This is a genomic window from Pseudomonas sp. MYb2, from assembly GCF_002979955.1.
Lineage (GTDB): Bacteria > Pseudomonadota > Gammaproteobacteria > Pseudomonadales > Pseudomonadaceae > Aquipseudomonas.
Map to the genome: position 1 here is coordinate 344,403 of NZ_PCQC01000002.1, position 23,895 is coordinate 368,297.

Genomic DNA, 23,895 nt, shown 5'->3' on the forward strand with positions numbered 1-23,895 from the left:
GGGCTTCAAGCGCGGATAAACGCCAGCACACGCTGGAGCATGTCATCGCAAGCCTTCAGTTGATCGAGGCTGACAAACTCGTCGGGTTTGTGGCCCTGATCCATGCTGCCGGGCCCGCAGACCACGGTGGCAATGCCCACCGCATCAAACAGACCGCCTTCAGTGCCGAACGCCACCGTGCCAAAATCTGTTGAACCGCAGAACGCCGCAATCAACTCGGCGGCCTGGCTCTGCGCATCGGTGACCAGCCCCGGATACGCCGACAATGCGCTGAAGCGGATGTCACTTTGCGCACTGACCGCACGCATGCGCGGCAGCACTTCGCGCTCGGCGTAGGCTTGCAGTGCTTGCGCGACCAGCGCCGGATCCTGCGAGGGCAGGGCGCGGATTTCGAAGTCGAAACGGCAATCGGCCGGGACGATGTTCAGCGCTTTGCCGCCGCTGATCAGCCCGGTTTGCACGGTGCTGTAGGGCGGATCGAAACGCGCATCGTGATGCTCTGGCGCCTTCAACTGCTGGCCGAGGCGACCCAATTCGCCGATGAGTTCGGCGGCGTATTCGATGGCGTTGACGCCGAGCGGGGCATACGCCGAATGGCACGGATGGCCATGCACGTCGCAGCGCATTGCCAGTTTGCCTTTGTGGCCGAGTACCGGTTTCAGTTCGGTCGGTTCGCCGATGATGCACAGCAGTGGTTTGACCGGACGCTGCTCCAGCACCTTGAGCAACGAACGCACACCGAGGCAGCCGACTTCTTCGTCATACGACAACGCGATGTGCACCGGGATGCGTAAGGACGCCTGCGACAGGGCCGGCACCAGGGCGAGCACGCAGGCGATGTAGCCCTTCATGTCCGCCGTGCCACGCCCGAACAGTTTGCCGTCGCGCTCGGTCAGTTGAAACGGCGGCAGTGTCCACGGCTGGCCATCGACCGGCACCACATCGGTGTGCCCGGACAGCACGATGCCCGGTTGATCCACCGGGCCGATCGTGGCGAACAGGTTGGCTTTGCTGCGCTCATCGTTGTAGATCAGCGCGCAGGGCACGTCGAAACCTTCGAGGTAATCACGCACGAATTCGATCAGCTGCAAGTTGGATTCACGGCTGGTGGTGTCGAACCCCACCAGCGCCTTGAGCAACTCGACGCTGTTCATCGATCATCACCGGCGACGCCATAACCCTTCGCTTTGGCGGGGTCGAGGGCGCGGTCGATGTAGTCCTGAAGCTGCGGCTGATAGGCATCCCAGAGCTTTTGCAACTGGCCGATCGGGTCTTCATCGGCCCAATCCACGCGCAAATTCACGATCGGCCAGGTCTGTTCACCGACCACGACGACAGCAGCCGAATGCACCGGGCCGGCTTCACCACCGAGCGCTTGCGCGGCGTGCAGGGCTTTGAGCAGACGATCGGCGAGTTGCCCTTCGCCATCCTCAAAGGCACTGACCATGGCTTCGATCACCGAGCGCCCGGCGAGCATGTTGCCGGCGGCAACGCATTGTTCGCCGGAGACCGCGTTGTGCACGCCGAGGGTTTGCGCACCGCTGAAATGCGCGGTCTGGCCAAGGTGGTTGATCGCGGTGATCTGGCGGTACTGGCTGTAGCCGTTGCGGGTGAGGACTTTGTCCAGCGCATCGTCCGGGGCCAGGCCTTGCTCCATCAACGCAAGGACTTCCGGGCCGAGGGACGGCAGGGTGATGTTCTGGCTCGACACGGCGCCAACGCCCGGCAGCAGCCATGGGCAGCGGGCGCCGACGGCGATGCTGGAGGAACTGATGGCGACACCGAACTGGCCGGTTTCGGCGCAGCGGGCTGCGATTGAAAAGGTCATCTAATGAACTCCTTGTGTGTCTGGGCTGGCCTCATCGCGAGCAGGCTCACTCCTACAGGTGAACGCATTCCCAATGTAGGAGTGAGCCTGCTCGCGATGGCCACAACTCGGTGTGATGTCTTACTCGGGAATCACCGCAATCACATCAATTTCCATCAACCACTGCGGCTGCCCCAGCGCCGACACCACCAGCCCGGTGGAGATCGGGAACACACCTTTGAGCCACTTGCCCACTTCGCCATACACCGCCTCGCGATAACGCGGGTCGATCAGGTAGGTGGTGGTCTTGACGATGTGGCTCATGTCGCTGCCGGCTTCTTCGAGCAGTTGCTTGACGTTGCGCATGGCTTGTTCGGCTTGCGCACGCGGATCACCCAGGCCGACCAGATTGCCGTCGAAATCAGTACCGACCTGACCACGGACATACACCGTGTTACCGGCACGCACGGCCTGGCACAGATCATTGTCCAGGGTCTGGTTCGGGTAGGTGTCTTTGGTGTTGAACATACGAATGCGCGTGTGGGTTGGCTTGCTCATGTGCAGCTCCAGAATCAGGGGTGCCCGGCGCAATCGGCGCCGGAGCGAAAAGGACATCAAGCGTCGACGGTGTCGGCAACTTTGTTGTGTGTCGGCGCGTGCAGCTCGGCTTCACGCTGCTCGGCATCGCGGTAGTCCAGATACTTGCGCTGGGTGGCAATGTGATCGGCGACGTGCTTGGCGTCGTGCCACACGCCCCAGATGAACGACGAACCCCGGCGCGACTGCCACGGCAAACCAAGGAAATACACACCCGGCTCGCTCGACACTCCGCGCTGATGCACAGGCTTGCCCTTGTCATCGAACGCGGCGACTTGCAGCCAGGAGTAATCCACGGCAAACCCGGTGGCCCAGATGATCGAGGTGATGCCAGCCTCGGTCAGATTCAAATCGGCCAGTGGGTTTTTCACGCACTCAGGCTCTGGATACGTTTCGCGGGCCTCCGGTTCTTCCGGCAGGTCGAGGCCGTTGCGCTCGATGTAGGCGTCGGCGGCATCGAGCAGCGCCAGATAGTTTTCGTCACCGCGATTGAGGTTGCCGACCAGATCCTGCTTGAAGGTCACCACGCCGTTATTGAACGACTCGGTGACGCCAACCAGCGTCATGCCGCGATGGGCCAGACCCCGGAAGTCGATAGTGCGCCCGCCATGGGCGCCACTGACCGCGATGGTCACGTGCTCACGCCCCGGTTTCATCGCCGCCTGGTCCCACTCGCCGAGCACGCCCAGCCACCAGCAGAAATCACGGTTGCGGTAAGCGCGAGGCGGGCGGTCGTGAGCGCCGACCGACAGGTAAACGCGCTTGCCGGAGCGTTGCAGTTCATCGGCGATCTGTACGCCGGAAGAACCGGCACCGACCACCAGCACCGAGCCTTCCGGCAGTTGCTGCGGGTTGCGATAGTTAGCGGAGTGGATCTGCAGCAGGCGTTCGTCTTGCGGGGCAATGGCCGGGATCACCGGTTTCTGGAACGGGCCGGTGGCGGCGACTACGCGACTGGCTTCGATCACGCCTTCAGAAGTCTGGACGGTGAAACCCGGACGCCCGACATTGCGCACCACGCTTTTGACCTCGACACCGGTACGAATCGGCGCGTTGAATTTCTTCGCATAGGCTTCGAAGTAGTCGGCCACGCGTTCTTTCGGGGCGAAGCCGTCAGGGTCGATGTCATCGAATTCCAGCCCCGGAAAGCGGTCGTGCCATGCCGGACCGTTGGCGACCAGCGAGTCCCAACGTCCGGTGCGCCAGCGTTCGGCGATACGGTCGCGCTCCAGTACGATGTGCGGCACCCCGAGTTTGCTCAGGTGCTCGCTCATCGCCACGCCCGCTTGGCCGGCACCGACGATCAGCGTGTCTGTTGTTATTATTTCAGTGGTCATCTCTACATCCTTCCTAGCAAGGCAGTTGGATTCGGGCGCTGTCAGGCTTGTCCGTTTTGCTTGAGGTCAGACTAGGGAGAGGGGGGGGTGTCGGTAAAATATTATTAAGCTGGGATATGAAGATAAAATTCTGATGCAGATGGGTTGAAGCCTTTGAATACGGGGCTTCAGGCCTCTGGAAGGGAAGGAATGACATCACGCGAGTCAGATACTTTCCACCGTCAGGCAACAAAGCCAGGACGACTTTGATCGCGGCGATTTTCGCTGCAGAACATCATCGAGACGCGCGTGATGACTCAGGGGCCGATTTGATTGCGCCGTGTTGTGCTACAGCGCCTAGGTCTTTCGCGTCTCGATTTGCCCGGACAAGTGGCCGGTCAGCAAGGTTTTCGCAGTCATCGGCTGAGCCGGCAAATGTTCGCTGAGATCCCAGATCTCAAGCATTTTCGCGTACTCGAAGGCATGGCGCGGATCCGCTTGCACCCACTGTTGAAATGCCAGTCGCTCGTCGGCGCGGCAATTGTCGTCGTGCAGCCGCATGCACCAATGAGCGGCCTGGTCGAGGACGGTTGCGTCCGTTTCCTCGGGTCGGGTCGTATACATAGAGCGCTACCTGTTGGGTCGATTCAGCCACTCTACGAAGCGGTTTGATAAAAAAACGTCAAAAAAACACGTGATGAACGTTTTTTCATCGACGGGCACGCTTTGTCGCTGTAGCTACTGAATCGATAGCTGACTGCGAGCTAATTGCCATCGGCAACCTTGCGCTCGATCTCGTCAATCTTGCGCTGCAGTGTTTCGGCATCCTGCTCTTTGGTTCGGTTCGTGGTGGGGGTGATCACCTCGTCCACGGCTTTGGTATCTGTATCCGTGTCCGCCAGATCGCGTTGCACCACATTGACCGGTTTGCCGGAAGTGTCGACGGCCGGTGTTGCGGGGCGGGTGTCGTCAGTGTTGTTCATTTTTCTCAACCTCCAGTGACCTGTACGTTGGATACGGTGGTCGGGCGGGAGTTCGAGATATTTTCACTGAGCAGCGATCATCCCTCTCCGTGGGCCGCCGCTGCCAGTTGCCCGGTATCGACCCGGACAAATACCGAATCGCCAATCGCAGTGAGCACCTCGCCGGCATAGACCTCGCAGATCACCCGGCTCTTGCGCCCGACTGCGCCTTCGACCTTCGCCCGCAGCGTCAGTGTCACGCCCATGGGGGTGGGTTTGATGAACTTGATACCGAGGTTGCCGGTGACGCAGTCGATGCGCGGCAGGCTGCCGGCTTCGCGTTGTTCGTTGCGGTAGTGATAGGCCATGGCGGTCCAGTTGGAGTGGCAGTCGACCAGCATCGCGATCAGGCCGCCGTAGACCAGTTGCGGCCAGCCACAGTATTGGGCGTCGGGCAAATGTTCGGCGACAACATGCACGCCATCTGCATGCCAGTGACTCTTGATGTGCAAACCCTGCGGATTGCTGCCGCCGCAGCCGTAGCAAACGCCTTCCGGGGCGGCGATGTCTTGCAGGGAGGTTTCGGGGCTGGACATGCGATGGGTCATCCTGGAGTAGTAAGCCCGTTCAGGCGTATGCGGTTGCGCCCACCGCGTTTGGACTCATAAAGCGCGGCGTCGCCTTGTTCGATCAGCGCTGTGAGGCTGGCCGGCGGTGTGTCGAACAGGCTGGCGCCGATGCTCAGTGTCACGGCGACGGGCGTGGGGAAAGTCTGTGAGGCGGTCGCGAGAAACTGCTCGCGCAGGGCGTTGCCCAGTTCGACGATGCGCTCAGTGGAGACGTTGCTCAGCAACATGACGAACTCGTCGCCACCCAGGCGCGCGGTCAAGGCATTGCGTGGCAGCAGCGAACGAACGATCTCGCTCAGGGCAATGAGCAATCGATCGCCGGCGGAATGGCCATAGAGGTCGTTGACCAGTTTGAAGTTGTCGATATCGATCAACAACAGAGCGCCGCGGCGTTCTGGCGAAACGTCGGCGAGCAGGTGTGGGGCGCGTTTTTCGAGGGCGCGGCGGTTGTACAGGGCGGTCAGCGGGTCCCGCTCGGCGAGGCGGGCGATTTGCTTTTCCCGGCGGTAGCGTTCGGTGCCGGTCATCGACAGTGCAATCAACATGATTGCCATCGCGCCCTCAACCAGAGAAATCTGGATGATTTCGCCCCTGAACGCGGCCAGATCGATCAGCGTGCCGGGAATCACCACGGTCGCCGCCTTGGCGACGTAGAACATGCCGTGGATCAGCAGCACATAACGCAACTGCACCGCGCCGACGCTCAACGACTTGCCGTGCGGACGCAGCAGAAAGCTGCCTTTGAGCGTTGCCGCCGCGACCAGCAGCGAGTTGGCCACCAGCATGACCTTCGACCACTGCGGTCCGTCCGGCAGCAGCAACAGCCCCAGCCAAAGCACGAAAATCAGGAACCAGGCACGCGACAACCGCGTCTGGGTGAAACGTGCGACACCGAGCAGGAACAGAAAATGTGCGGTGACCAGCAGGCCGTTGGCGAACCAGATTCCGATCAGCAGAAAGCCGTTGCTGCGCAGCAGGGCGAGGGTGGAACCCACGGTGATCGTGGCGAACCCGGCGCTCCAGAACAGCAGCGAAGGTTCACGAATGCTGCGCCACTCGACGGCCAGGTACAGCGCGGCAGCGGCCGCGAGCGCGATCGAAAGGGTCAACATCGTAGGCGGGTCGAGCGGCATTTCTTCTGGGGCCTGTCTGTGGGGCGGCAAGACTGGCGATTGTAAGCGTTTGGGGCGGTTTTGGCAGGAGGCTGGCGCGAGCGGCAGCGGCCGTCGCGCCGAACGGTTACCGACTGGCGTCGAGCACCACGCGGCGGCGCGCCTTGCCGCGGTGCAAATGCTCGACTGACTCGTTGACCTGGCGCGTGAGCAACATCTCGACCGCCGGCAGAGTCTGGTGCCGGACGCAGAATTCAAGCAGCGGCGCCATGGTGGCAAGCATTGCTGTCCAGTCGAGCTTGGCGTTGGCGAGTCAAATCGAACGTTGCGCCTGCGCGAGCCAGGTATCGACCACTCGACGATCCAGCTCCTCCCAGTACGCCATGCCCAATACCCGCGTGGTATTGAGGCCGCGCAAGTAACCGCGCAGTTGATTGGCGGTGTCCTGGATCAACTGCGGATCGGAGATGTTTTTGTCCAGCAAGACGGTTTCATAGTGGACGAGGTATTCGGCCACTCGCTCGCGAAAATCGGGCAGAACGGCGTCGCGGATCAGGTCAAACGTTCTCAAAGCGGGATCCTCATTGATCTTTTTCTACTTGTAGTGAGTGTGTAGCAGTCTGCTCGGCGCGCAACTATTGCTAGAAGTAATAGTGACCATCACTAAACGCAAGTTCTGCTTTGTCGGCAATCAGCGGAAAATCGGCGCCATCGAACACGCAGCTCAAGGAATTTGCGCGATGAAGACTTTGACCCGACTGGCTCTGGTCGCCCTGTTGATGGCCGGCGCGATTGCCACTGCACCGGCCTACGCGGGCAACGCCGGGTCTTGTCATCTTCAGGCCATCGCCGGCAGCAGCGCGGCGTTGCAGCATTCGCAGACCGTGGGTGTGCTGTTCAGCGAGAATACTCTGGAAAACCTGCAATACCTTGAGCGCTACCACGACATGGCGCTGAACGGCGCAAAAGATGCGCTCGATACACGGATTCGCCAGGCGTTCGTTGCCAGCTCCGATCCGGAACTGGCCATCGACTGGTTGATGAGTTCGTTGCAGCAACAGTTTCTGTCGGTGACCGTCTACGACAATCTCGATGCGCTGATTCAGGCGCATCCGGACATCGTGGTCAAGCTCGACACCTTCAATCGCTTGCTGACGCAACGCAACAGCCTGGTCGAAGCGCGGTTCAGCGCACGCTTCTACGACGCCGACTTGCAATACATCGGCAAGGCCGAAGGCGCTGTCGAGAAACAATTGCCTTCGGTCTGGGTGCATGACCAGGCAGCGCCGCAAATCGCCGCGCAGATCGACAGACAGCGTGACCTGCAACTCAGCGCATTGAAGCAATTCGATGTGTCGCTCAGGGCCTTGGTGGCGTCGAGCTGAACACTTAAAACATAAATGGCAACGGCGGCTCCGTGAGGCTGAACCGTTGTCGGTAGAACCGAACCTTTATTTTCAGGATTACACCGATGCGTCCTTTTGTGCCTGCCATGGCTTTTGCTTCCTTGTTGCTCGCCGGTTGCGCCTCTGCGCCGAACAACCCGACCCTGACCTTGCAGACCAGCAAGACCCCTGCGCAATACGCCGATTGCGTTGTGCCGAAACTGCAGGGCAGTGCGCTGAACCCGACGGTTTCGCAGACCCAGCGCAGCTACCGGATCGTGGTGCCGAGCAAGATTTCGGCGGACAACATACTGGAAGCCTACAAGGCTGGCACGGGCGGCAAGGTGTTCCTCTACGAGCGCCACTTGCTGGCCTCGAACTACCTGCCTTCGAGTTTTGAGCGCGCCGCGCAGGACTGCATCTGATTTCCTCCCGTACACGTATGTAACAGAGCTCCTTTGGTTGGCCGCAACCAACCAATTTTTTGCCCCGCGCCTTCATTCGGTCGCGGGGTTTTTTTTGCAATTTTTTCACTGAGAACAGGCAAGACCCATTGCAGGAACGGGCTGCTGTAATATGCCTCACCTCATTTATCACGAGCACTGAAAATGGATTCTCACTCGATTCTGACCTTCACCCTGGTTGCCGCGATCCTGACCATGCGCCGGCAGACGGCATAAACGCAGGGCCCTGGATCAAGCCCACTTGAATTGCGCCGGGAATCTTGCAACAAAGCAGGTTCCCGACTCGGCATGGGATGTCACCTGCAACGTGCCGTTGTGTGCGGCGGTAATCTGCGCGGCGATGTACAGGCCCAGCCCAAGACCTTCACCGCGCTGACCGGCTTCGGATCGGGAGAACGGTTCGAACAGCATTGGCATCAATGGCGCCGGAATCGGCGTGCCCTGATTGCTCACCGAGATGACGATTTCATCGCCCTCGGCACACGCCTTGAGGATGATCGGCGCGCTGGTCGAGCCGTGAGTGACCGCGTTGCCGAGCAGGTTGGAGAGCAACTGGCTGATGCGCAGGGCATCGCAATAGACCCCCGCCGGTACGTTCAATTCATGAATGAAGGTCGCGCGCGGGTGCGAAGCCTGGACCTCTTCCAGGGTCAGCAGCAATGTCCGTTGCAAGTCATCCACCAGTTTGCGCTGGACCGGAATCCCGCCACCCAGACGGCCACGGGCAAAGTCGAGGATGTTCTCGATCAGCACGCCCATGCGCATCGAGCTGTTGCGGATGGCCGACAACAGATTGAGTGAGCGCTTGTCTTCGGTTTTGGTTTGCAGCAGGTCGGCGCTCATGCGAATCGCGCTCAGCGGTGTGCGCAGGTCATGCCCGAGTACCGCGATGAATTGCTCGCGCAGACGCCCGAGTTCATTGGCGCTGGCCAACTCGACTTTGGTGGCCTCCAGATGGCTTTGCGTGTCCAGGCTCATGGCGATCAACTGGGCGAACAGCGTGAGGGTCTTGGCGATCGCCGGTTCATCAAGGTTCGCCGGTACGGAATCGATGGCGCAGAGCGTGCCGAAAAAATCGCCATTGGCTTTGACGATCGGGATGGAAATGTAGCTTTCCAGGCCGTAGGTCTTTGGCGTGTGATGACGGGAAAAGATCGGGTGCGTACTGGCGTGGCCGAAAATCACCGGTTGCTGGTGTTGGCGGATTTCGTGACAGATGGTCGATTCAAGCACCAGTTCGCCACCGGGCCTGAGACCGAAGTCGATCGAGTCGTCGACGGCGCAGGCGACCCAGTGGCGGTCAGTCACCCTTGCCACCGCCGCGAAGCGCATGCCGGTGAGGTGTTTGACCATGCTCAGAATCACCGGCACCGCATCAATCCTGCTGATGGCTTCGATATCTGGGACAAATTCCGGATTGTTCATGAGGCGGCGCTTGGCAATGAATTCGCTCAGAGACTATCCGTTATCGCCGGCCATGACTAATCGGCTGGCCGAAAACGACGAGGGGCGCCGTGGTTTTTCCCGGCGCCCCTCGTGCTCAAGCGTTTACCGCGTTTTTTTTAGAACTTGTACTTGGCCGTCAGCATGTAGCTGCGCGGGTTACCGTAGTTGTCGGTGGAGCCCCACGTGGTGTTGTAGCCGATGGAGGAATAGTAGACGCGGTCAAAGATGTTGTTGGCGTTGACCTGCAGATCCAGGTGCTTGTTGACTTCATAACCGGCCATCAGGTCCGTCACCGCGTAGCTGCCCTGTTCGAGGCGATAGCTGCCGACGGTGAGCGGTACATCGTTGTACATGCGGCTCTGCCAATAGACGTTGCCGCCGACGCGGAATTTCTCCAGCGGACCTTGCAGGCGATACATGGTCGAGACCTTGAACAAATGCTCGGGCGTATCGGTGTCGAAGCGCTGGTTATTGTTGTCCGGGTTTTCGTCCTTGATGTAGTGCGCGCGGGTGTAGGTGTAACCGGCGCCGACTTGCCAGTTCTCGGTCAGTGCGCCTTGCAGTTCGACATCGAGGCCTTGGCTGCGGACTTTGCCGGAGCCCTGGTAGCAGGTCATGACCGGGCAACCCAGCTGACTTTCGGCGAGGGTCGCACGGTTGGTCTGGTCGATCTGGAACACCGCCAGGCTGGCGTTCAGTGCGCCGTTGAAGTACTCGCCCTTGATGCCCACCTCATAGTTTTCGCCGACGATCGGGTCAAGCTGTTTACCGGAGAGATCCTGCTGGGTTTGCGGGGTGAAAATGTCGGTGTAGCTGGCGTACAGCGAGTGGTGATCGTCGAGCTTGTAGATCAGGCCCGAATAGCGCGTCAGGTTGCGGGTGACTTTGTAGTCGCCGTCACCGGTGCGGTCATCGTAGTCGTACCAGTCCAGACGGCCGCCGAGGATCAGCGTCAGCGGGTCGGCCAGGCTCAGGCGGGTGGTCAGGTACACCGCATCCTGCGTGGTCACCGTGCGGGTTTTGCTGTCACGCACGAAATCGGGTTTTGGTGCACCGATCGGCCAGGCCGTGGTGTAGGGGGCGTATTCCTTGGAGGTCGCATCGTAGGCGCGGTTGCTGGCACCCACGACCAGTTCGTGAGTACGGCCGAAGGCTTCGAACGGGCCGCTGGCAAAAGCGTCGAGGGCCGTTTGCTTGTCGGTGTGGTGCGACTGATAGGCAGTGGTCTCCAATGGGCCTGCGTAACGTGACAGGTAGGTGCCGGAGAACTCGCCGTTGAGCGTTGAGGACGAGCCGGCGAGGTGGAGTTTCCAGTCATTGTCGAAGCGGTGCTCGACTTCACCGAAGACGGTGTCGATCTGCAGCTTCCTGTTTTCCCAATCGGTGCCCGGGTAGGTGGAGCGGGGCAGGTCGAGGTGGTGGCCGTCGGTGCCGATTGGCAAGCCGCCCCAGAAATAGTTGGTCTGTTCGTTTTGACGGGAAAAGCCCAGGGTCGCCGTGGTGCTTTCGCTCAGGTCAGCTTCGCCGATGGCATAGAACAGACCGTGATCGTTCTGCTCTTTATCGCGGAAGCTGTCGGCGCCCTGATAGGAACTCACCACCCGGCCACGCAAGGTGCCGCTTTCATTCAGCTTGCTTGAGGCGTCGATCTCGCCACGGTAATCATCCCAGCTGCCGGCGGCGCCAGTGAGGGTCACTCGTTGGTCGGCCGTCGGGCGTTTGCGCACCAGGTTGATCGCCGCCGAAGGGTTGCCGGCACCAGTGACGAGGCCGGTCGCACCGCGGACGATTTCGACCCGGTCGAACATTGCCAGGTTCGGTTGCACCGCCATCGAGAATGGCGAATAAGAACTCGGCAGACCGTCGTACATGATGTTGTCGATGTCGAAGCCGCGAGCGCTGTAGGTCTGCCGGCCAGGGCCGCTGGACTGACTGAGGAACAACCCCGGCGTGGCCTTCACCACATCGTTGATGCTGGTCATGTTCTGGTCGTCCATGCGCTGCCGGGTGATCACCGTCACCGCTTGCGGCGTTTCGCGCATGGTCAGCGACAGCTTGGTCGCAGTCTGCATCGGGCCGGTGGTGTAGGAGTCCGAGCCCTCAGTGGTACTGCTCATCTGCGTCGCGCCGATTTCGGTGGCGCCCAGTTCCAGAGTGGTCGGCGCATCGGCTTTTTCAGGCGCGGCCTGGGGTTTTTCATCTGCAGAAACGCTTGTGATGCCCGCCATGCAGATGGCAATTGCCAGCAGGTTAGGCGAAAGGTTCGAACGGCGGTGAATGGTCTGAAACGACATCAATCTGCTTCCCCAAGGAGTACCAAAACGAATCTGATGCGGGCGCATCTAAGAAGTATTCGTATTAGCATGTCAGATTGATTCGCACGAAGAAAGATATACGAGTCAGATAGTTAACAAATTTTTCACATTTGGCGAGCTGGCTCGCACGCTTCAATCAGGACGATTTTGGCGAGTGAAGCCAGAGAATTCGCGGGGTGTAGAGGCGGGGGCGTGGGGGGGCGAACAGTGCGCAGCGGTGTCGATCCTGTGATTCTCGATCGACACCGCTACCGAAGGGATGATTCAGTCCAGATCTGCAGCCTGGTGGCGCTCGGCAACCTGACTCTCTTCATCGCCCCACGTGCGGTTGACGCGCATGCCGCGAACGACCGCAGGCCGCTGGGCGATGTTTTCGGCCCAGCGTTGGACATGGGTGTATTCCTGCGCGGAGAGAAATTCCGCCGCCGAATACACCGTGTTGCGTACCAGTTGGCCATACCACGACCACACCGCGATATCGGCGATGGTGTAGCTGTCGCCCGCCAGATAAGCGCTTTCGCCGAGACGCCGATCTAGCACATCCAGCTGACGCTTGGTCTCCATGGTGAAGCGGTTGATCGGATACTCAAGCTTCTCCGGCGCGTAGGCATAAAAATGTCCGAAGCCGCCGCCCAGATAAGGCGCCGCGCCCATTTGCCAGAACAACCAGTTCATGGTTTCGGTGCGTCCGGGCAAATCCCTGGGCAGCAAGGCGCCGAATTTTTCCGCCAGATACAGCAGGATCGAACCGGACTCGAAGACGCGGATCGGTGGCTCGACGCTGCGATCGAGCAATGCCGGAATCTTCGAATTCGGATTGATCCCGACGAAGCCGCTGGAGAACTGATCGCCTTCGTTGATGCGGATCAGCCAGGCATCGTATTCGGCACCGCTGTGACCGAGCGCGAGCAACTCTTCGAGCATAATGGTGACCTTCACGCCATTCGGTGTGGCCAGCGAATAAAGCTGCAACGGGTGCTTGCCGACCGGCAGGGTTTTTTCATGCGTTGGCCCCGCAGTCGGGCGGTTGATGCTGGCGAACTGGCCGCCGGACGGTGCGTCGTTTTTCCAGACCTTGGGCGGAACGTAGGGCGCTTTGCTCATGTAACTGACCTCATCGTTGGCTGGCTGAGAATAGACAGACACCCTAAGGAAAATTCAGCGCCCGTGCCAGGCTTACTTCGTGCTGTTTGCGTGACCGATATCCCCACAAAAAATATCCACGTTGCCATCGGTTGCGGCGGTGCGTACGACTACCGAATATTCGCCGGCAAGCAATGTCGACAATGCTACCGGCGCACTTCTGGAAAATGCCCAGCCGCGCACGGGCTGGCGTTCAGTGCTGACTTTATCGTTCATCGCGTAGGCCACCGGCCCCGGTTGTGCGCAACTGCCTTGATTGACGAAGGCATACAGGCGCAGGGGCAGCGAGGCGCCATTCGGTGCGCCGCTGATGAAGAAACTGAAGCCGGTTTGCTTGCCGCCCCAGTCAGCGAGGGTGACGTTGCCGATCTGCCCGCTGTTCTGGCGGGTGGCGGTGAGCGTCACGTTCGCGCCGGGGCTTGCGGAAGTGGCGCAGCCGGACAGGCTTGCTGCAAGCATCAATAGGCTGAGCGATTTTGCGGGTTTCATTGCCGAGCTCCTGTGCTGAAGAGTTTGCAACGATTCAGTTAAGCAGATTGCCCTGAAGGCTCATGCTCTGGCCCCTTCGCTGGCGAGCAGGCGAGATGAGTGCTGGATGTGCCGGCCCCATCGCGAGCAGGCTCACTCCTACAGGGATTTTTGGGTTGCCGGAGCATGGGCACCGCCGTTGGACAGTGTAGGAGTGAGCCTGCTCGCGATGAGGCCGGTGGGGTTACCGGCAATCTGTGCTGGCGTCGGCCGACTCAGCGCTCATCGGCCAACGTGTCTGCAGGTGCCCAGTCAGATAATCGACAAATGCCCGAACCTTTGGCGTCATCGCCGTGCGTTCCTGTACGCAGGCGTAAATTTCCATCGGTTCAACAACCGCGCTGTGCTGATGTTCAAACAGCGGCACCAGTCGACCACTCTCGATAAAGGGCGCCGCGACGAATTCTGCCAGCCGGGTAATGCCTGCACCGTTGGCTGCCATCAGCGCCAGCGCGTCGATGTCATCGCTGATCGCAGTTGCCTTGATGTCGGCATCGTAACGTTCTCCGTCGCGGATAAAGCTCCAGCGCAGAAATCGCCCATCCAGCGGATAACGGAACGCCAGGCAAGCGTGATGTCGCAGATCGTCCGATGATTGCGGCCAACCGGCGCGCTGCAAATAGGCAGGCGAGGCGCACATGATGAAAGGCAGGGAGACGATCTTGCGCGCAACGATGCCGTCCTCCAGTTGCGGCTTGATCCGCAGGCTCAGATCGATGCCGTTCTGGATGTGGCTGATCTTGCCATTGGTGGTCGACAGTTCAACGATCAGGCGCGGATGCAGCGCGGCGAAACCCGCGAGCAGCGGCGCCAGCACATGCCGGCCGAACGCTGAGGTCGAGGCGATGCTCAGGCGACCTTGCAGTTCGGTTTCGTGGCTGCTGATCAAGCTTCGCGCCGACTCCAGATCGGCGGCGATACGCTTGACCCTGTCGTAGTACACCGCGCCGTTTTCGGTCAGCGCCATGCTGCGCGTGGTGCGTTGCAGCAAACGCACGCCGAGATGTGCTTCCAGTCGATTGAGGGTCTGGCTCACCGCTGCCGCGCTGACACCCAATGCCTTGGCAGCGCTGACGATGGAACCCGATTCGACCACTTTGATAAAACTGGCAATCGCCGCTAACAGATTCATCCATGGCCCGCACAGAGGATTGATTCGTAAGTTGTGCTTTATAAAGTACCTGCGATTGGCCGTCTAGTTGCGGGGAAACGCCTTTGCTAAGGTGCCGGCTCCCTGCCAATGGATGGAACACCCATATGAATCAAAGCACTCGTTCCGACGCCGTTTATCCGAGGCGTCGCAGGCTTTCGTCGCGCGCCACCCCGTACGTATTTGCGTTGTACATGGCAACGATCATGGCGTTTCTGATGTCGCTGGTGATCACCGCCGCCAACTCCGGGATTGATAACGAATACCTCAATAATGCGTTGCACGCCTACAAACTGGCGATGCCGGTGGCGTTCCTGTGCATCCTCGTCGTGCGGCCCATCGTGATCAAACTGGTGGCGTTGACGGTGCATCCGCACCATTAGTGTTGCTCGAGCCAATATTGCACCAGCGCACCTTGCGATCCTTACCGGATCCTGCTCGGGAAACGGCGGATGATCGATACGTTGCTGTTGCTCGTGGCTCGGTCTCTCACGGCAGATATCGGCGTGCTACTGCGGTGGATACGCGCCAACGAGCAGAAAGCCTGCGACCTGAACCGGTGCAAATCAATCGAAACTTCGTCGCCGGCCCGACTGTCCAGACCCTTACATCTGCCGACGGGTATTACGTGGGCGAAGGCTCCATGCACCGGTGACAAGCGAGGATCGAAATGACGACGACAGTGGGAGATTTTCTGGTTGAGCGGCTCAGCCAATGGGGTGTCACGCGGATTTTTGGATATCCGGGCGACGGCATCAATGGCGTCTTCGGCGCGCTCAGCCGGGCCCAGGGAAAAATCGAATTTGTTCAGGCGCGGCATGAAGAAATGGCGGCGTTCATGGCCTCGGCGCATGCCAAGTTCACTGGTGAGCTGGGTGTGTGCATCGCCACTTCCGGCCCCGGCGCCTCGCACCTGATCACCGGGCTCTACGACGCGCGGATGGATCACATGCCGGTGCTGGCAATTGTCGGCCAGCAGGCGCGTACCGCGCTCGGCAGTCACTATCAGCAAGAACTTGATCTGCTATCGATGTTCAAGGATGTCGCTGGCGCATTCGTGCAGCAGGCGTCGGCGCCTGCGCAAGTCCGCCATCTGCTTGACCGCGCCGTGCGCACGGCCATTGGCGAGCGACGTGTCACGGCAATCATCCTGCCCAATGACTTGCAGGATCTGCCCTATGAAGCACCGGCCCGGGCGCACGGCACCGCACATTCCGGGATAGGCTATAGCAAGCCGAAAGTTCTGCCTTACGACGTGGATCTGCAGCGCGCAGCGCAGGTGTTGAATGCCGGCGACAAGGTCGCGATTCTGGTCGGTGCCGGTGCGTTGCAGGCGACCGATGAAGTGATTGCGGTGGCGGAAAAACTCGGCGCCGGGGTGGCCAAGGCTTTGCTGGGTAAAGCTGCGTTGCCGGACGATCTGCCGTGGGTCACCGGCAGCATCGGCCTGCTTGGTACCGAGCCCAGCTACAAACTGATGGCTGAGTGCGACACCTTGTTGATGGTCGGCTCGGGTTTCCCCTATTCCGAATTTCTGCCCAAGGAAGGCCAGGCTCGCGGCGTGCAGATCGACTTGCAGCCGGACATGCTCAGCTTGCGTTATCCGATGGAGGTCAATCTGGTCGGCGATGCCGCCGAAACCCTCGCCGCGCTGTTGCCATTGCTGGAACAAAAGACCTCAAGCAAATGGCGCAAGAAAGTCGAAAGCTGGCGCGGCAGTTGGGAGAAAACCCTGGAAAAACGCGCGATGGCCAAAGCCAGTCCGATCAACCCGCAGCGGGTGGTGTACGAACTGTCTCCGCGCCTGCCCGATCAAGCGATCATCACCAGCGACTCTGGCTCCTGCGCCAACTGGTATGCACGGGATCTGAAGATCCGGCGGGGCATGCAATGTTCGTTGTCCGGTGGCCTGGCGTCGATGGGCGCTGCGGTGCCCTATGCGATTGCCGCCAAGTTCGCCCATCCCGAGCGCTCAGTGATTGCTCTGGTGGGTGACGGCGCGATGCAGATGAACAACATGGCCGAGCTGATCACGGTCGCCAAGTACTGGCGACAGTGGGCGAGTCCCCAATGGATCTGTGCGGTGTTCAACAACGAAGATCTCAATCAGGTGACCTGGGAGCAGCGGGTGATGGAGGGGGATCCGAAGTTCGAAGCGTCGCAGAGTATTCCCGATGTGCCGTATCACTTGTTCGCGATTTCCATTGGCCTCAAAGGCATTTTTGTCGATCGCGAAGAAGACGTCGCCGCTGCGTGGGAGCAGGCGCTGGCATCGGATGTACCGGTGCTGATCGAGTTCAAGACCGACCCGAACGTGCCGCCACTGCCGCCGCATATCAAGCTTGAACAGGCGAAGAAGTTCGCCACGACCTTGCTCAAGGGCGACCCTGACGAGGCGGGCGTCATCCTGCAAACTGCCAAACAAGTGCTCAGCTCGGTCCTGCCCGGCAAAAAATGACCGGCTAAATCCCCTGTAGGAGCTGCCGAAGGCTGCGATCTTTTGATCTTTGTTTTTAAGATAAAGATCAAAAGATCGCAGCCTTCGGCAGCTCCAGTACGGGGGAATGGAGGTGTGATGATTTTTGTGGGTTGTGCGGGATGGAGTCTCGGGCGCGAATATTGGCCGGAATTTCCCGCTGAGGGTACGCACTTGCAGCGCTATGCCGCACGTCTCAATAGCGTGGAAATCAACAGCTCGTTCTACCGTCCGCATCGTCGCCAGACCTATGAGCGTTGGGCAGACCCAGTGCCGGACGGGTTTGCTTTTTCAGTGAAGATACCCAAGCTCATCAGCCATGAATTGCGCCTGGCAGGTAGCGCAGCAGCACTCGATGAATTCCTCGAACAGTGCGGCGGACTGGGCGATCGCCTCGGTTGTTTATTGGTGCAGTTGCCGCCTTCGCTGGCGTTTGATGCCGCCATCGCCGAGGCATTTTTCATGGCTTTGCGGGAGCGGTTCGGCGGGGCCGTGGTGCTGGAACCCCGGCATCAATCGTGGTGCGAGGCCGAGCGGTTGTTGCTCGATTACCGGATTGCCCAGGCAGCAGTCGATCCGTCGCGCCTCAGCAGTGACGCTACGCCAAGAGGTTGGGCGGGCGTCAGATATTGGCGCTTGCATGGCTCACCGCGCATTTACCACAGCCGCTACGATTCAGCGTTTCTGCAACGATACGCACAAGCCGTACAAATCGCGGCGGCCGAGGGCGCCGCGACGTGGTGCATCTTCGACAACACCGCCAGCGGCGCGGCGCTAGGCAACGCGTTGAGCCTGGCGGCATTGACGTCGCGTTGAATCAGACCGTCAGGTGTTCAGCGAGAGTTGCCAATCTCTGCTGCATCTTAACGCTGGAGAAACGCCAGCAGGTCTTCATTCAATGCTTGTGCGTGCGTCACCGCAAACCCGTGCGGCGCGCCGGCGTAGACCTTCAGTTCGGCGTCCTTGATCGAAGCGGCGGCCAGTTTGCCGGTGGTTTCGAACGGCACGATCTGATCGCCGTCGCCATGGATCACCAGCGTCGGTACATCGATCTTGGCCATGTCGGCGCGGAAGTCGGTTTCCGAGAATGCCGTCACGCAGTCGACGGTGCCTTTGAGTGAGGCCAGCAGCGCGATGTTCAGGGTTTGCGTGAGGACGCCGTCGGAGACTTTCTGGCCCTGATTGGTGCCATAGAAGGGCGCGGCGAAATCCGCGATGAACTGCGCACGATCCTGCAGCAGGCCGGCCTTGATGCCGTCGAACACCGACGTGTCGACGCCTTGCGGGAAGTCGGCTTTCTTGCCGAACACTGGCGTGACCGCACCCAGCAATACCAACCCGGCGACACGCTCGCTGCCATGCCGGGCGATGTAGCGGCTGACATCGCCACCGCCCATGGAAAAACCGACCAGGGTGACGTCGCGCAGATCCAGATGGTTGATCAGTTGCGCGATGTCATCGGCAAACGTGTCGTAGTCGTAGCCGGTCCACGGTTGATCGGAACGGCCGAAACCACGGCGGTCGAACGCAATGGTGCGGTAGCCGCGACTGCTCAGGTATTCCATCTGGTATTCCCACATGTCGGCATCCAGCGGCCAGCCGTGGCTGAACAGCACGGGCTTGCCGCTGCCCCAATCCTTGAAATAGATCTCGGTGCCGTCTTGAGTGGTGAATGTGCTCATGCAAACTCCTTGGGTCGGGGGAGGGACGTGTCGATGCCGAATTGGCCATGTTTACTATCCGCGCAAAGTCCGTTTGCCACTTGTACGCAGGTGCTGGGTTGCAGCACTGAGGGTTGTATGATGCAACCCTGAGCCACAAGGCCGCCCACCGATCTGCTGGAGAACATTTACGTGAAGCGCAAAAGCCTGCAAGGCAACGCCTGCCCGGTCGCCCGGACACTCGACCTGATCGGTGACTGGTGGTCGCTGTTGATCATTCGCGATGCGCTGGAAGGCATTCGCCGCTTCAGCGATTTTCAGAAGAGCCTCGATATCGCGAAAAACATCCTCAGCGCTCGGCTCAAGGCGCTGGTTGAGCAGGGGATTCTGCAAACGGTGCCGGCCGCTGATGGTGGCGCCTATAAGGAGTACGCGCTGACTGAGCGCGGCAAGGCCTTGCAGACGGTGATCGTTGCGTTGTCGCAGTGGGGCGGGGAATTCATGTACGCGCCGGGTGAGTCGGGCTCGGTGATGGTCGATGCGCAGCATCGTCAGCCGATTCGCAAGCTGGAACTGCTGGCTGAGGATGGGCGAAAGTTGCAGGCGGATGAAGTCGCAACGCGCCTTGGTGTGGCGCACTGAGGTGCTTCGGCGATCTTCCTGTACAGTTCGTGAACTAGAAAATCCGGGAGCAGCAAATTGATCGACAGAAAAACCGGCCAGCGAATTCTGGTTCACATCGATGAGCTCTACGGCCCCTATATCCGTGTCTCAACCTTTGAAGACGGCGGTGCGCTGGAAGACCTGCTGGACGAAAAATTCTTCGTCCTCTACTGGAAGGGCACTCACGACGATCTGAAGGATGCGGGAGGCAACGAGTACTTTTTTGGCGGTGCTGCCGACCCGGTGAAACTGCAAGCGATCCTGGATTCAATCGACTTCGACTGAAAAAAAACCGACTTGCTCGGGGCCTTTTCATCTACGAGCGGAATGCTTTTCAAACAGTGAAGTAATACATCGGTCTTTGAGGGGAATTTTCTCAGCCGCTGCTTGATAACCTGGAGTTGAATTGATGAAGGTTTACCAGGGTCATATATCCAAGGAGTCGTTGAACCTGTTTGTTTCAGGTGTTGGCTCTGGGGAGTTTTTTTCATACGTAGGGAACTTGGTTTCATTGGAGCAAGCGATTTCTGTTGTAGGTGTGCTCTCTCCTGATTTTATCGAGGTGGAAGGCCACGTCTTCTGGCTGCCTGACGCTCAGCAATACGATTCGCAAAAAATTCAATTGAAGGGTTTGGTCGAGTCTGAATCTGGTGTAATGGAACAAAGTACATCGCGTAGAGACGTTGAGCGATACAGAAATGTTTTTTCAATAAGTCAGTTTTTTTCAAAGTGGGAAGATGCGCCGGGCCGACCCATATTCAGGGTTGGCCTGTCGGAAGAAGATTATCGTCTTTGTCGTTTGTTTGCCGAGCAGATCAGTAGATATTGGAGGCGTGCGTTATCAGATTCCTTCCCAGAGAAGGTATTCCAGTTTGAAATTGCTGATGATCTTCTCGATGAATATGGGGTTTGTCTGACTTTCTGGCAGACATAGTTGATGGGGCAGGGGAACCTCGTTTAGAGAATACTCTTCTGTGACTATGAGGGGCTTACGGGTATTCGTTAGCGCATCAATGGCGAAAGCGGAACGGCCAGCTTCCTGCAGGCAGGCGTTTGCTGCCGAAAGTGTCGTTTGTTCCGGGTGGTGAGTTTGTGGTGGATTGTTCAGGTATTTTCAGTCGATTGCTGGGACCGACAACGCCAAAGACAAATTGCGACTCCTGTCTCAGGCGCACAACCCGGTTCTGTCTGAGCTTGCGGCCAGGCACATGGGTCGCAGCGACTGGCCATGAAGCTGGCACGCTTTTTCGTAAATGGCGAGTTCCCCCGAAAAAAATCAGTGGGCTTCTTGAACGTTTTTCACCATTACCTGTAGCGGATTTAAAAACAAACCAGCGCCTTTGAACTGTTTGATTCTGATCCGCCGTGTGGGAGGGAAATTCTGATGCCGTGCGAGCAGTGTGGCGCAAAGCGGGTTGCCTTCAAGGCTGGCCGCACTCAGGGCGTACAGTGTGTCCGGTGTGGCGCATCAGTGGTAACCAGCCATTTTTCGACTATAGAAATTGATGAGACTCAGTATGAGCTGCGCTGTCGTGGGGACTATCGAGATCAGGCGCATGTCAGAGCGGTAGCTGCAGCGACCGGTGACAACTTTTTAGTGGCAAGAAACCTGCTCCAGCAGGACCGCCCTCTGCTGATGGTCGGTCAGGCGCAAGAGGTTTTGAAGGTTCGCAATAGTCTTCTGGCTGTTGGAATGGCTTGCGAAATCTGCCCCGAATTTCGTTGGGAATAAGGGAGTCAGGCCTGAAAAAAACGCCCCGAGTCTATCGGGGCGTTTTTCATTCACCGAACACTGAATCCCAAGTGCTTAGCGAAACGCCGGCACCACATGCTTGATAAACAACTCCAGCGACTTCTTTTTCTCTTCGTGCGGCAAGCTGTTGTCGCACCAGAAGCTGAACTCATCCACGCCCAGTTCCTGGTAATACTTGATGCGCGGAATGATCTCTTCCGGCGTGCCGATCATGGCGGTCTTGTGCAGGCTCTCCAGTTCAAACTCCGGACGCCCGGCAAACTTCTCTTCCGGGCTTGGGTCGAGGAAGCCGTTGACCGGCGTTGCCTTATTGCCGAACCAGGCATCGAACGTGCGATAGAAACGCGAGATCGCTTTGGCGCCGACTTGCCAGCCGTCCGGGTCGTCGGCGGTGTGCACGTGGGTGTGGCGCAGGACCATCAGTTGCGGGCGCGGTACGTCCGGGTTGTTGTCCAGGGCAGTCTGGAATTTGTTCTTCAGGTCGAGGACTTCCTCGTCGCCCTTCATCAATGGCGTAACCATCACATTGCAACCGTTGGCCACGGCGAAGTTGTGCGAATCCGGGTCGCGGGCGGCGATCCACATTGGCGGATTGGGCTTTTGAATCGGCTTCGGCACGCTGGTCGAAGTGGGGAATTTCCAGATGTCGCCATCGTGGGCGTAGTCGCCTTGCCACAGGGCACGGACCACCGGAACCATCTCGCGCAGTGCCTGGCCGCCGGATGAGGCGGGCATGCCGCCAGCCATGCGATCAAACTCAACTTGATAGGCGCCACGCGCCAGTCCGACTTCCATGCGCCCGTTGCTGATGACGTCGAGCAGGGCGCATTCACCGGCCACCCGCAACGGGTGCCAGAACGGCGCGATGATGGTGCCGGCGCCGAGATGAATGGTCGTGGTTTTCGCCGCGAGGTAGGCCAGCAGCGGCATCGGGCTCGGCGAGATGGTGTATTCCATGGCGTGGTGTTCGCCGATCCACACGGTACTGAAACCGCCGGCCTCGGCCATCAGGGTCAGTTCGGTCAGGTCTTCGAACAGTTGGCGGTGGCTGACGCTTTCGTCCCAGCGCTCCATGTGTACGAACAGGGAAAATTTCATGACGCTACCTCGGATCTCTTGTTGATGGCCGGTCGTTTGCGGGCCTGTGTCACTGGCGTGAGCGATGAACGCTCGCAAGTCTTCTCACCATTCAAGCACGCCTTCGAGGACGGCTGGTCGGTTGATTGAATATTGGTATACCATAATACGGAATATCCGCAAAATATTTCTGACCGACACTTCGAACAAGGAAGGCGCAACAGATGAACATCAAACAAAAACTGACCCTGGCGTTCGCGGTGATCGCCAGTCTGCCGGTGTTGCTGGTGGCCGTGCTGATCATCCTCAATGTCCGCGATGGGGCGCGGGACAACTTCATCGACAGCACCGGGAGGGAGGTGCGTCAGGTCGAGAACGCCATGCAGCTGTTCTTCGAAGGCATCAGCCAGAACGTTGCCTATCTGGCTGAGCATCCGCAATTGCAGGGAATTGATGGCAGCCTTAAACGCTACCTGAGCAGTGACGCCGCGCAGATCCCGATGGGGCCGCAGGATCAGCAAGTGTTCACGCTGTTCGCCGGACTGGCCAAGGCCCATCCGGCTTACACCTATCTCTCGCTGGGCACCGAGCAGGGCGGTTATCTGTTCTGGCCGGGTGATCCGAACCTGGCCAGTTACGATCCGCGCACGCGGCCCTGGTACCAAACCGCGATGGCCAGTCCCGGCAAGACGCTGCGCACCGATGCCTATTACTGGGCGGCGGATGATGTGGTGTTGGTGAGCACCGTGCGCAGCTTCAACAATCAGTTGGGCAGCAACGCCGGCGTTGTGAACATCGATGTGTCGCTCAAGCAACTGACTGATCTGGTCAAGCAGATCCGCCTCGGCGACAGCGGTTATCTGATGCTGATGGAGGCCAACAATACGGTGTTGGTCGACCCGAGCGACCCGGCGCACAACTTCAAGCAACTCACCGACCTGGGCGAAGGCTACAAACAACTCGCCGAGGCGGGTAAAGGTCTGGTGGAAGTGGAGCTGGCCGGCGAGCGCTACATGGCGCTGGTCTGGCCGTCAGAGGCGCTGGGCTGGCGCTTCGTCGGTGTGGTCAAGGCTAGCGAAGTCATGGCCGGTGCCACGCGGCTGACGTGGATCATCGGCGCCATCGCTTTGGTGTGCGCGCTACTGTTCGCCATGGCCGGTGCCTGGTTTGCCGGGTTGATGGTCAAGCCGATTCGTGGCGTGGCCAGTGGTCTGGAAGGCATTGCACAGGGCGAAGGCGATCTGACCGCGCGACTGGATGTGCGCGGGCAGGATGAAACCGCGCAACTGGCTGGCTGGTTCAACCAGTTTCTCGAAGCGATCCGCACCTTGATCCAGCGCATCGGTCAGGCGGCCGGGCAGATTCACAGCAGCTCCGCCAGCGCCACCGAGGTCTCGGCGGAAATGGCGGA

General features: G+C 59.4%; 25 protein-coding genes and 1 pseudogene. 9 read left to right on the forward strand and 17 right to left on the reverse strand.

What is annotated here, in order from left to right:
• Positions 1–5: 5 nt before the first annotated feature.
• The 10 genes from argE to CQ009_RS04530 all read right to left on the reverse strand — a co-directional run bounded on the left by argE (position 6) and on the right by CQ009_RS04530 (position 6,994).
• Entirely contained in the window at positions 6–1,154 is a 1,149-nt protein-coding gene (gene argE, locus CQ009_RS04490; RefSeq protein WP_105704998.1) for an acetylornithine deacetylase, read from the reverse strand.
• Positions 1,151–1,828, reverse strand: a complete 678-nt coding sequence (locus CQ009_RS04495; RefSeq protein ID WP_105704999.1) for a DUF1028 domain-containing protein — start codon at positions 1,826–1,828, stop codon at positions 1,151–1,153. The genes argE and CQ009_RS04495 overlap by 4 nt, the downstream gene beginning before the upstream one ends.
• Positions 1,829–1,948: 120 nt before the next feature.
• Complete coding sequence (locus CQ009_RS04500) at positions 1,949–2,365, reverse strand: RidA family protein (RefSeq protein ID WP_008086115.1); 417 nt, start codon at positions 2,363–2,365, stop codon at positions 1,949–1,951.
• A 56-nt stretch (positions 2,366–2,421) separates the two neighbouring features.
• A complete protein-coding gene (locus CQ009_RS04505) occupies positions 2,422–3,741 on the reverse strand; it encodes an NAD(P)/FAD-dependent oxidoreductase (protein WP_105705000.1) in 1,320 nt (439 codons plus the stop codon).
• Between the two features lie 336 nt (positions 3,742–4,077).
• On the reverse strand, positions 4,078–4,344 hold the full coding sequence (locus CQ009_RS04510; RefSeq protein ID WP_064389443.1) for a DUF4880 domain-containing protein: 267 nt from the start codon (positions 4,342–4,344) through the stop codon (positions 4,078–4,080).
• A gap of 140 nt (positions 4,345–4,484) precedes the next feature.
• Positions 4,485–4,703, reverse strand: a complete 219-nt coding sequence (locus tag CQ009_RS04515; RefSeq protein WP_064389444.1) for a hypothetical protein — start codon at positions 4,701–4,703, stop codon at positions 4,485–4,487.
• A 77-nt stretch (positions 4,704–4,780) separates the two neighbouring features.
• A complete protein-coding gene (locus tag CQ009_RS04520; protein WP_105705001.1) occupies positions 4,781–5,278 on the reverse strand; it encodes a PaaI family thioesterase in 498 nt (165 codons plus the stop codon).
• Positions 5,279–5,286: 8 nt separating this feature from the next.
• Positions 5,287–6,444, reverse strand: a complete 1,158-nt coding sequence (locus tag CQ009_RS04525) for a GGDEF domain-containing protein (protein ID WP_105705002.1) — start codon at positions 6,442–6,444, stop codon at positions 5,287–5,289.
• Between the two features lie 106 nt (positions 6,445–6,550).
• Positions 6,551–6,706 carry a hypothetical protein gene (locus CQ009_RS29925; RefSeq protein WP_158260940.1) on the reverse strand — a complete coding sequence of 52 codons (156 nt, stop codon included), beginning with the start codon at positions 6,704–6,706 and terminating at the stop codon, positions 6,551–6,553.
• Between the two features lie 30 nt (positions 6,707–6,736).
• Complete coding sequence (locus CQ009_RS04530; RefSeq protein WP_105705003.1) at positions 6,737–6,994, reverse strand: hypothetical protein; 258 nt, start codon at positions 6,992–6,994, stop codon at positions 6,737–6,739.
• A gap of 169 nt (positions 6,995–7,163) precedes the next feature.
• Here CQ009_RS04530 and CQ009_RS04535 point away from each other — a divergent pair, with 169 nt between their 5' ends.
• A complete protein-coding gene (locus tag CQ009_RS04535; RefSeq protein WP_105705004.1) occupies positions 7,164–7,808 on the forward strand; it encodes an ATPase in 645 nt (214 codons plus the stop codon).
• 86 nt (positions 7,809–7,894) lie between these two features.
• Positions 7,895–8,233, forward strand: coding sequence for a hypothetical protein (locus CQ009_RS04540; protein ID WP_064389449.1), 339 nt, complete (start codon positions 7,895–7,897; stop codon positions 8,231–8,233).
• 270 nt (positions 8,234–8,503) lie between these two features.
• On the opposite strand, the gene CQ009_RS04545 is transcribed toward CQ009_RS04540, so the two are convergent.
• From CQ009_RS04545 to CQ009_RS04565, 5 genes are all read right to left on the reverse strand, one after another.
• The gene (locus CQ009_RS04545; RefSeq protein ID WP_105705005.1) at positions 8,504–9,697 is read right to left on the reverse strand and encodes a GAF domain-containing sensor histidine kinase; all 1,194 of its coding nucleotides are present in this window, start codon (positions 9,695–9,697) and stop codon (positions 8,504–8,506) included.
• A 137-nt stretch (positions 9,698–9,834) separates the two neighbouring features.
• Positions 9,835–12,012 (reverse strand): TonB-dependent siderophore receptor, encoded by a 2,178-nt coding sequence (locus CQ009_RS04550; protein ID WP_064389451.1) that lies wholly within the window; start codon positions 12,010–12,012, stop codon positions 9,835–9,837.
• A 285-nt stretch (positions 12,013–12,297) separates the two neighbouring features.
• Positions 12,298–13,137, reverse strand: a complete 840-nt coding sequence (yghU, locus tag CQ009_RS04555) for a glutathione-dependent disulfide-bond oxidoreductase (protein ID WP_105705006.1) — start codon at positions 13,135–13,137, stop codon at positions 12,298–12,300.
• A 72-nt stretch (positions 13,138–13,209) separates the two neighbouring features.
• Entirely contained in the window at positions 13,210–13,665 is a 456-nt protein-coding gene (locus CQ009_RS04560) for a hypothetical protein (protein WP_064393021.1), read from the reverse strand.
• A 223-nt stretch (positions 13,666–13,888) separates the two neighbouring features.
• The gene (locus tag CQ009_RS04565) at positions 13,889–14,836 is read right to left on the reverse strand and encodes a LysR family transcriptional regulator (protein ID WP_105705007.1); all 948 of its coding nucleotides are present in this window, start codon (positions 14,834–14,836) and stop codon (positions 13,889–13,891) included.
• A gap of 125 nt (positions 14,837–14,961) precedes the next feature.
• On the opposite strand from CQ009_RS04565, the gene CQ009_RS04570 reads away from it, so the two are divergent.
• The 3 genes from CQ009_RS04570 (at position 14,962) to CQ009_RS04580 (ending at position 18,146) form a co-directional block, all read left to right on the forward strand.
• Positions 14,962–15,237, forward strand: coding sequence for a DUF2798 domain-containing protein (locus CQ009_RS04570; protein WP_105705008.1), 276 nt, complete (start codon positions 14,962–14,964; stop codon positions 15,235–15,237).
• Between the two features lie 287 nt (positions 15,238–15,524).
• Entirely contained in the window at positions 15,525–17,312 is a 1,788-nt protein-coding gene (locus CQ009_RS04575) for a thiamine pyrophosphate-requiring protein (protein ID WP_105705009.1), read from the forward strand.
• A 117-nt stretch (positions 17,313–17,429) separates the two neighbouring features.
• Positions 17,430–18,146 carry a DUF72 domain-containing protein gene (locus tag CQ009_RS04580; protein ID WP_105705010.1) on the forward strand — a complete coding sequence of 239 codons (717 nt, stop codon included), beginning with the start codon at positions 17,430–17,432 and terminating at the stop codon, positions 18,144–18,146.
• A gap of 47 nt (positions 18,147–18,193) precedes the next feature.
• Here the strand turns inward: CQ009_RS04580 and CQ009_RS04585 are convergent, their stop codons facing one another.
• A complete protein-coding gene (locus CQ009_RS04585) occupies positions 18,194–19,012 on the reverse strand; it encodes an alpha/beta fold hydrolase (protein ID WP_105705011.1) in 819 nt (272 codons plus the stop codon).
• A gap of 171 nt (positions 19,013–19,183) precedes the next feature.
• Here CQ009_RS04585 and CQ009_RS04590 point away from each other — a divergent pair, with 171 nt between their 5' ends.
• The 3 genes from CQ009_RS04590 (at position 19,184) to CQ009_RS04600 (ending at position 20,588) form a co-directional block, all read left to right on the forward strand.
• Positions 19,184–19,633, forward strand: coding sequence for a helix-turn-helix domain-containing protein (locus CQ009_RS04590; protein ID WP_064393015.1), 450 nt, complete (start codon positions 19,184–19,186; stop codon positions 19,631–19,633).
• A gap of 57 nt (positions 19,634–19,690) precedes the next feature.
• Positions 19,691–19,939 carry a hypothetical protein gene (locus CQ009_RS04595; RefSeq protein WP_064393014.1) on the forward strand — a complete coding sequence of 83 codons (249 nt, stop codon included), beginning with the start codon at positions 19,691–19,693 and terminating at the stop codon, positions 19,937–19,939.
• A 124-nt stretch (positions 19,940–20,063) separates the two neighbouring features.
• Positions 20,064–20,588 (forward strand): hypothetical protein, encoded by a 525-nt coding sequence (locus CQ009_RS04600; protein ID WP_105705012.1) that lies wholly within the window; start codon positions 20,064–20,066, stop codon positions 20,586–20,588.
• An 873-nt stretch (positions 20,589–21,461) separates the two neighbouring features.
• Here the strand turns inward: CQ009_RS04600 and CQ009_RS04615 are convergent.
• Positions 21,462–22,505, reverse strand: a complete 1,044-nt coding sequence (locus tag CQ009_RS04615) for an LLM class flavin-dependent oxidoreductase (protein ID WP_064393011.1) — start codon at positions 22,503–22,505, stop codon at positions 21,462–21,464.
• 359 nt (positions 22,506–22,864) lie between these two features.
• On the opposite strand from CQ009_RS04615, the pseudogene CQ009_RS30340 reads away from it, so the two are divergent.
• Positions 22,865–23,749 (forward strand): annotated as a pseudogene (locus CQ009_RS30340) (cache domain-containing protein); the annotation flags it as partial.
• Positions 23,750–23,895 lie beyond the last annotated feature (146 nt).